The following is a 7,017-nucleotide window of genomic DNA, read 5'->3' as shown; positions in this document are numbered from 1 at the left end:
GCGGCTTGCCATGGCTCTTCGGAAAGAACGGCTTCAACCGCTCAATCTGCTCGTCGGTCAGTCAGAAAAGGTTGCTCATCATCACCCCCGTCAGTTCGGGAGCTTGACTCACGCAGGCCGGGCGGCCCCAAACCGATTGTTGGGTCCTGACACTTGGGACATAACAGCAACCTTCTGAGGATTTAAATCAGATCTTTTGCGAATAGTGGTTGGTACATGCATTGGCGCATAGGAGGCTTTCGGCAGCGCCGCAATGATCAGCAGTGAATGGCAGGTCGAACACACTCGCATTCTAACCATCTCATATTCTTGCGAGAAGTCATCATCGGAGCAGGTCAGAGCCGCGTCAGGGCTACGCCCGATACGATCAGCGCGATGGATATCAGCTTTCCCCGATCCATCCGGTCCCCGAACAGCAACCAGCCCAAGAGAACCGCGAATAGTATTGAGGTCTCACGCAGCGCGGCGACAAGCGCCAGAGGCGCATTCGTCATCGCCCAGACCGCGATGACGTAAGCCGCGAAGCTGGCAGCTGCGGCCGAAAGACCGAAGACCCAGTCCTTTCGGCTGGCGCGGATCACGGCGGCCCCTCTCAGGGCGATGGCCGCTGGCGCATAGACGCAAGCTGAAAGCATCATCAACCAGCCAACGTATTGAAGCGGGTCTCCTGCCACCCGTGCGCCGAGACCGTCCGCTATCGTGTATCCAGCCGTGGCACAAGCCGCGCCCAGCGCGTAGGGCAGCAGCCTTCGCGATTCACCGCTCGTAAAGACACCCCGCGCCATGAAGGCGATACCGAGGCCAAGCACCAAAACGCCGAAGTAATCCATCAACTCCATCGTATCGGTCAGGAAGAATATGCTGATGACCAGAACGATCATCGGCGCCGCCCCGCGCGAGATGGGATAGACGCGGCTGAGGTCGCCCTGCTCGTAGGCGAACGCGAGGAATAGTTGATAGGCCGTGTGGATCAAGGCGGAGGCCAACAGCCACGGCCAGACTTCGGCGGCCGGGAAGGGCTTCGTCAGCGCTACCGCGATCCCAATCAGGGCATGTCCAAGGGACAGCAGGAACATCGAAGCCTGTTTGGATGGCCCGCCCTTGATGATGGCGTTCCAACCAGCATGCAAAAGTGCCGAGAAGAGCACCGCCAAGAAGACCGCTGAAGCCAAGTTCGAAACTCACATATTAATGTCGCGAGAAGACCTGACACGAAATCGAACCGCCATAAAGGCCACCCTTCGTCGGTTGCCCGCACAAGGCCGGCCTGCATAGGGACCCATATCTGCGGAAGGCGCAGTAACGCAGCATTCTCCACCCATTACCGTTCCTCCTCGCCTCTAGCCAACTGTTGTCCAACACGTTCTGTAGGGAATGCAGATTGGCACGCAGTGCAGGCCAAATAGTCGGGCAACCACGGCATTTAGGTCGGTTTGTCGCTCGCGGGCGGGACGGAGACACCACCTGATCGCCCAGCATCCTCGCAGGCGCAGCATGAATCAATGCATTGACTTAAATGGATTTTTGATGTGCCATCCGGTCTGCGGGCCATCCTTGACAGAATAAGCCGTGACACTTGGCCAGCACCAAAGACTTGTGGGAGGTCATATGAAGAATACATTCAAAGCACTATCAATCGTCTCCGCGCTCTCCATGAGCGCAAGCATTGCAGCCGCCGACGGAAGCGTAACAGTCTATACGGCAGTGCCACAAAACTTCATCGATGCGCTCGTGCCGATGTTCGAAGAACAGACCGGTACGTCCGTCGAGATCATCAAGGCAGGTTCCGGCGAACTGCTGAACCGCCTCACAGCGGAATCCGACGCCCCCATGGCGGACGTGCTGTGGAGCGTCGACGGCACTGTCATCGACTTCAATCCGAGCCTGTTTGAGGCCTATGACGCAGCAGGGACCGACATGCTTGCCGACGGCATGAAGCAGAGCGAAATGTGGTCGCCGTTCACCGCCGTCGTCATGGTCTTGATCGTCAACGAAGGCGAGCTCGACGGCAAACCGGTCCCCGATAGTTGGGCGGCTCTTGCCGATCCGATGTACGACGAAATGGTCTCATCCGCTCGTGCAGAGGCCTCGGGATCGGCCTACATTCAGTTGGCCACCGTGCTTCAAGCGTTTGAAGACGAAGCGGCAGGCTGGGCCATCTACGAAGGCATGCTGTCGAACTTTGTCCTCTCTGACAGCTCCGGCGCCGTGCCGCGCTTTGTCAACGACGGCGAATTGGCTGTTGGCGTGACGCTCGAGGACGCTGCCCTGCGCTACGTCGAAGGCGGTGGACCCGTTGAAATCGTCTATCCGTCCGAAGGGACCGCCATTGCCCCCGATGCGATGGCACTGGTGGCGGGTGCCCCGAATGCCGACAACGCGAAAGCGTTCCTCGACTTCATGATGTCGCAAGAGGCGCAGGTCGTCGTCGCAGAGCAAGGCCGCCGCCCAGTGCGCTCCGATGTCGACTCCAACCCGGCCCTTCTGCCTTTGGCAGAGGTGAACTCGGTTGGCTACGATAGCGCCTGGGCCGCGGAGAACCGCGCCCGTCTCGTCGAAGCGTGGCAAGACATGGTGCTTGACGTTCAGTGATGCAATCTGCCGGGCGTGACCTGTTGCGCCCGGCGTCCTCATACTTGCAGGTGCACTGAATGGCTTCTGTTGAGATTACCGGCCTTCGCAAGCTTTACGGCGATGTGGTGGCCCTCTCCGACATCAATATCTCCATCCCGTCCGGTTCCTTCTTCACGCTTCTTGGCCCCTCCGGTTGCGGAAAGACCACGCTCTTGCGCACGATTGCCGGGTTCCATGACCAAAACGCCGGTCGGATTGCGGTCGATGGACAATCGATCGAAGGATTGCCCGCTCACCGGCGCGACGTCGGCATGGTTTTTCAGGACTACGCGATTTTCCCGCATATCAGTGTGCGCGAAAACGTGGCTTTCGGCCTAAAGCAACGCAAAGTCCCGGCGTCGGAGATTACCAAGCGCGTCAAGGATGTGCTCGACGTCGTGCAACTTGGCGCTTTCGCCGAGCGGATGCCGCACGAACTCTCCGGCGGGCAACAGCAGCGGGTGGGCCTCGCGCGGGCTATCGTGATCCGCCCCAAGGTTCTTCTGATGGACGAACCCCTGTCCAACCTCGATGCGCGGCTGCGGGTCGACCTGCGTGCAGAACTGCGCCGCATCCAGCGCGACCTCGGGATCACGACTGTATACGTCACTCACGACCAGGAAGAAGCGCTCGCGATGTCGGATACCGTCTGCGTGATGTATCAAGGCGTGATCCAGCAGGCAGCAAGCCCGCTCGACATCTACCTGCACCCTACCAACAAGTTTGTCGCAACCTTTGTGGGCGCGAACAATTTCCTGTCGCTCGACCGGTCTGGCGGTCAATTCGCACTTCGCTCCGGCGGGGCGACTGTCCTGGATGCGGACGGTGCAACGCAAGACCTCGTCTGCGGTGTCCGCCCCGAATGCGTATCCGTCAAAGCGGGCGAGGTCGCGCCGACGGCAGATGAAATCGCAATCCCCGCAAGGCTTTCGGACGTCAGCTTCGTCGGGCGCGAGATGGAGGTCGTCGCGGTAACCGACCACGGCGAGACCGTCAAATCGCTGGCCCGGCCCGACCCTGCAATCATCACGCTCGCTCCCGGCAGCGCGGTGACGCTCGTGGTAAAACGGAGCGATCTCGCCTTTTTCGACGACGGCGACGCAGGCGGACGTTTCGCATGACCAACATATTGCGCAGGTTCGATTTCTGGACGGTCGTCACAGGCGTGATCCTTGCCGTCCTTGCCCTGCTGTTGCTGTTCCCGATCGTGCGCGTGCTGATGCTGTCGTTCGTCGATGCGGATACGCTTGAGTGGACGTTGGGCAACTACGTTGAGGTGTTTACCCGCAATTACTACCTCAAGGGCCTGAAGAACACGCTCTTTGTCGGTGTGCTTGGCACCCTGGGCGCCTGCCTGCTGGGTATCCCACTCGCCTTTTTCACCGCACGCTGTCACCTTTGGGGGCGGGCATGGATATCGACGCTGGCGATACTGGTCTTGGTGGCACCGCCATTCATCGGTGCCTACGCCTGGATCATGATGCTGGGGTCCAATGGCTTTATCACCAACTTCTTCGAAGCGATCGGCATCGAGACACCGACGATCTACGGCGCACACGGGATCATCCTCGTCTTCACGCTCAAATTCTTCCCCTTTGTTTTCCTCATGACGCAAACTGCGCTGATGGCGGTCAACAAATCCTTTGAGGACGCGGCCGGAAACCTCGGCTGCACGCCATGGCAGTGCTTTACCAAAATCACCCTGCCCTTGGTCTTTCCGGCCATCAGTACCGGCGCGATCATCTGCTTCGTGCTGTCGATTGCAGACTTCGGCACGCCGGCCATTCTCGGGCGCGGATTTCGGACGCTCTCCACCATTGCCTTCGCGGCATACCGGTCCGAACTTGGCGGATTGCCGACCATGGCCGTGACCGTGTCGATGATCATGATCGTCATCTCGATGTTGGCGCTCTTGGCGCAAAGGCGGATTCTGGCAAAGCGCCGCTACGCCAGCAGCCTTACCAACCTGCCTGTGAAGGTTCGCCTCACCGGATGGCGCAACATCGCTGTGCACAGCTTCTGCCACGGGGTCGTCCTGATCGCGATGTTGCCTACGCTCGTAGTGGTCTACACGTCGTTCCTGAAAACGAATGGACCGGTCTTCGTCGGCGGCTACGGCCTCGAAAGCTACGGGCGTATCCTGCGAACCGCGCCCGAAGCGATCACCAACAGCTTTGTCTTCGCCATCGCAGCCGTCATCCTGATCACGATGTTCTCCGCCCTCATCAGCTATGTCATCGTCCGGCGCGAGACCGCAGCCGCCGGCACGATCGACTTCTTGATGATGGTCCCATACCTGATACCTGGCGTGGTCATGGCCATCGGCTTCGTCGCCACTTTCCGGACGGGCTTCATGAGCGGGATGAGCGCGGCCTGGCTACTGATCCTGCTCTACTTCATTCGGCGCCTGCCCTACGGCGTTCGCTCGACCACATCCAGCTTGCGGCAAATCAAGCCGTCTATGGAAGAGGCCGCCATCAACCTGGGTGCACCGCCGCTCAACGCCTTTCTCAAGATCACGATCCCGCTGATCCTTCCGGGGCTTATCGTCGGTTCGCTCATGGGCTTCATCACGGCGATCAACGAGCTCTCCGGAACCCTGATCCTCTACGATTCAGGCACCATTACGATGCCCGTCTCCATTTACCTCGCGGTCTTGGACGGGGAATTCGGGCTCGCGGCAGCTCTCTCGACGGTGCTACTGCTTTGTACCGGCGTTTGCGTCTACCTCGTCTTCAGGTTCACCGAAAACCGTGACAGCGCGTTTATTTGAGGACGACGATGCAGTTGGAGCTTTTCAACAGATCGAAATATCGGGACGGATCCGCTCCGGGTGATGACGTGCCCCTTGCGGTTCCCGGCGTTATATACGGCGTCTTCGACGGTGCCACCGACCCGCTCGGCACGGTCGTCGACGGCATAGCGACCGGACGATTGGCCGCCATGACCGTCGCGGCCGAGATGACAGCAATCGCACTCGATCCCGTGGCCCGCACGGCAACAGGAGACCAAATCATCGCCCGCCTTTCGTCGGCTCTCAAAGCGCGAACAGGCCCGCTAGATCTTCCAATTCCACCATCAACGACAATCGCCGTGGCATTGGACTGTGGTCGAACTTGGCGCTTCCTGCTGCTTGGCGACAGCGCCGTCCGCCTGAACGGCACCGAGGTCCATCACAAGGAAAAGATCATCGACCACGTGTCGACGGTCGCTCGGGTCGCTCTGTTCAACACCTTCATCGGCCAGATCAACGACCTCGACAAAGCCGAAGCGATGTCCCGTCGGACGATTTTCCTCGGTCTGGACATGGCGATTGCCGATGGCGTGATAACTCCTGCGCACGCCGCCGAAATCGTCGAGGAAGCCATTGAAGCCACCCAACTCCACGCATTCGCAGACTTGGTGAAGACCTTTCTCATGGGCGGCATCCAGACACAGTTCGGCTTCGGGAGCGCGGTCGGCAACCCGCTTTGCTTTGACACGATGAATGGCACGATACCGCGCGGCGGCGAACTTCAGTATTTCGAACGCGAGAAGACGGACATCACAAGCATCGAGCTCTACACCGACGGATATCCTTGCTGCCCGACTGACATCTCAGTCGAAGCATGGGAGGCCACATTCCACGCGGCGGAAGCAACGGACTTCCACAAGACCAAGCAGTTCGCCACTGTGAAGGGGTCGACCAGCACCGAATTCTACGACGACCGCAGCGTGGTCATTCTAATTTGACGGCTCCACGCGCCGGTGTGCAGTCAGGTTATGGGTTAAACCTTTGGTTATCTCTACGGCTAAAGGATTACATCACCGAGAATTAGGGAACTGGCTTAGCAAAAAGTCGGCTTCTCAATTCAAAAGAGGGACTAGTCGATCTTGCGGCAATTGCACGCTCATAGTTGATGACGTTTAGGAAAGCGGTATTGCAGTGTGGGAAGCCGATTGGTTCACTCGCCACATGGAGATTGGGACGATTCGGAAATCATGGGCATGCCGAAGGAGAAGCGAGCCTGCCTTTTAAATTCAACCTCGATGCATGTGTACCGCTCAATCACGTTCTAAATGAGATCGAAGACGACCTTGGGTATCGGGGACAGGCGGTAAAGGCTGAAGCCATCGTATTGCCAAACAGGCCAGCCCTCGCTTAATCCAAGCTCATCATCCAAATGTTGGTGACGGGCTTACGCTCAGAATGCCAGATTAACCAGAAAGTCCATCTAAACTTGGTATCCTGCTTGTGACCTGAGCCCCTGAATTTCCTCCAGCTTTGTGTAGAGTCTGCCCAACTGAAGGACGGACAACTGAAGACGAGATTCACCGACGAACAGATCATTCAGATGATCAAGGAACAGGAAGCTGGCGAGAAGACGGCTGACGTGTGCAGGCGCTATGGGATCAGCCAGGGCA

6 protein-coding genes are annotated in these 7,017 nt (G+C 58.7%); 5 read left to right on the top strand and 1 reads right to left on the bottom strand.

The window, feature by feature from the left end:
• Nucleotides 1–335: 335 nt before the first annotated feature.
• Nucleotides 336–1,172, bottom strand: coding sequence for an EamA family transporter (locus LOM8899_RS22685; protein ID WP_093994500.1), 837 nt, complete (start codon nt 1,170–1,172; stop codon nt 336–338).
• Between the two features lie 436 nt (nt 1,173–1,608).
• On the opposite strand from LOM8899_RS22685, the gene LOM8899_RS22680 reads away from it, so the two are divergent.
• The 5 genes from LOM8899_RS22680 to LOM8899_RS22660 all read left to right on the top strand — a co-directional run.
• Nucleotides 1,609–2,592: an extracellular solute-binding protein gene (locus tag LOM8899_RS22680; protein WP_093994499.1), complete on the top strand. Its 984-nt coding sequence runs from the start codon at nt 1,609–1,611 to the stop codon at nt 2,590–2,592.
• A 59-nt stretch (nt 2,593–2,651) separates the two neighbouring features.
• Nucleotides 2,652–3,734, top strand: coding sequence for an ABC transporter ATP-binding protein (locus LOM8899_RS22675; protein WP_093994498.1), 1,083 nt, complete (start codon nt 2,652–2,654; stop codon nt 3,732–3,734).
• Nucleotides 3,731–5,386 (top strand): ABC transporter permease, encoded by a 1,656-nt coding sequence (locus LOM8899_RS22670; protein ID WP_093994497.1) that lies wholly within the window; start codon nt 3,731–3,733, stop codon nt 5,384–5,386. Before LOM8899_RS22675 ends, LOM8899_RS22670 begins: the two co-directional genes overlap by 4 nt.
• A gap of 170 nt (nt 5,387–5,556) precedes the next feature.
• Complete coding sequence (locus LOM8899_RS22665; RefSeq protein WP_245820733.1) at nt 5,557–6,345, top strand: hypothetical protein; 789 nt, start codon at nt 5,557–5,559, stop codon at nt 6,343–6,345.
• A gap of 602 nt (nt 6,346–6,947) precedes the next feature.
• Nucleotides 6,948–7,017: hypothetical protein (locus tag LOM8899_RS22660; protein ID WP_245820481.1), on the top strand; the 70-nt coding region annotated here is incomplete at its 3' end.

The sequence above is a fragment of the Flavimaricola marinus genome (assembly GCF_900184895.1).
Lineage (GTDB): Bacteria > Pseudomonadota > Alphaproteobacteria > Rhodobacterales > Rhodobacteraceae > Flavimaricola > Flavimaricola marinus.
The sequence above is the reverse complement of the archived record's forward strand: the minus strand, read 5'-3'. Positions and strand labels throughout refer to the sequence as shown.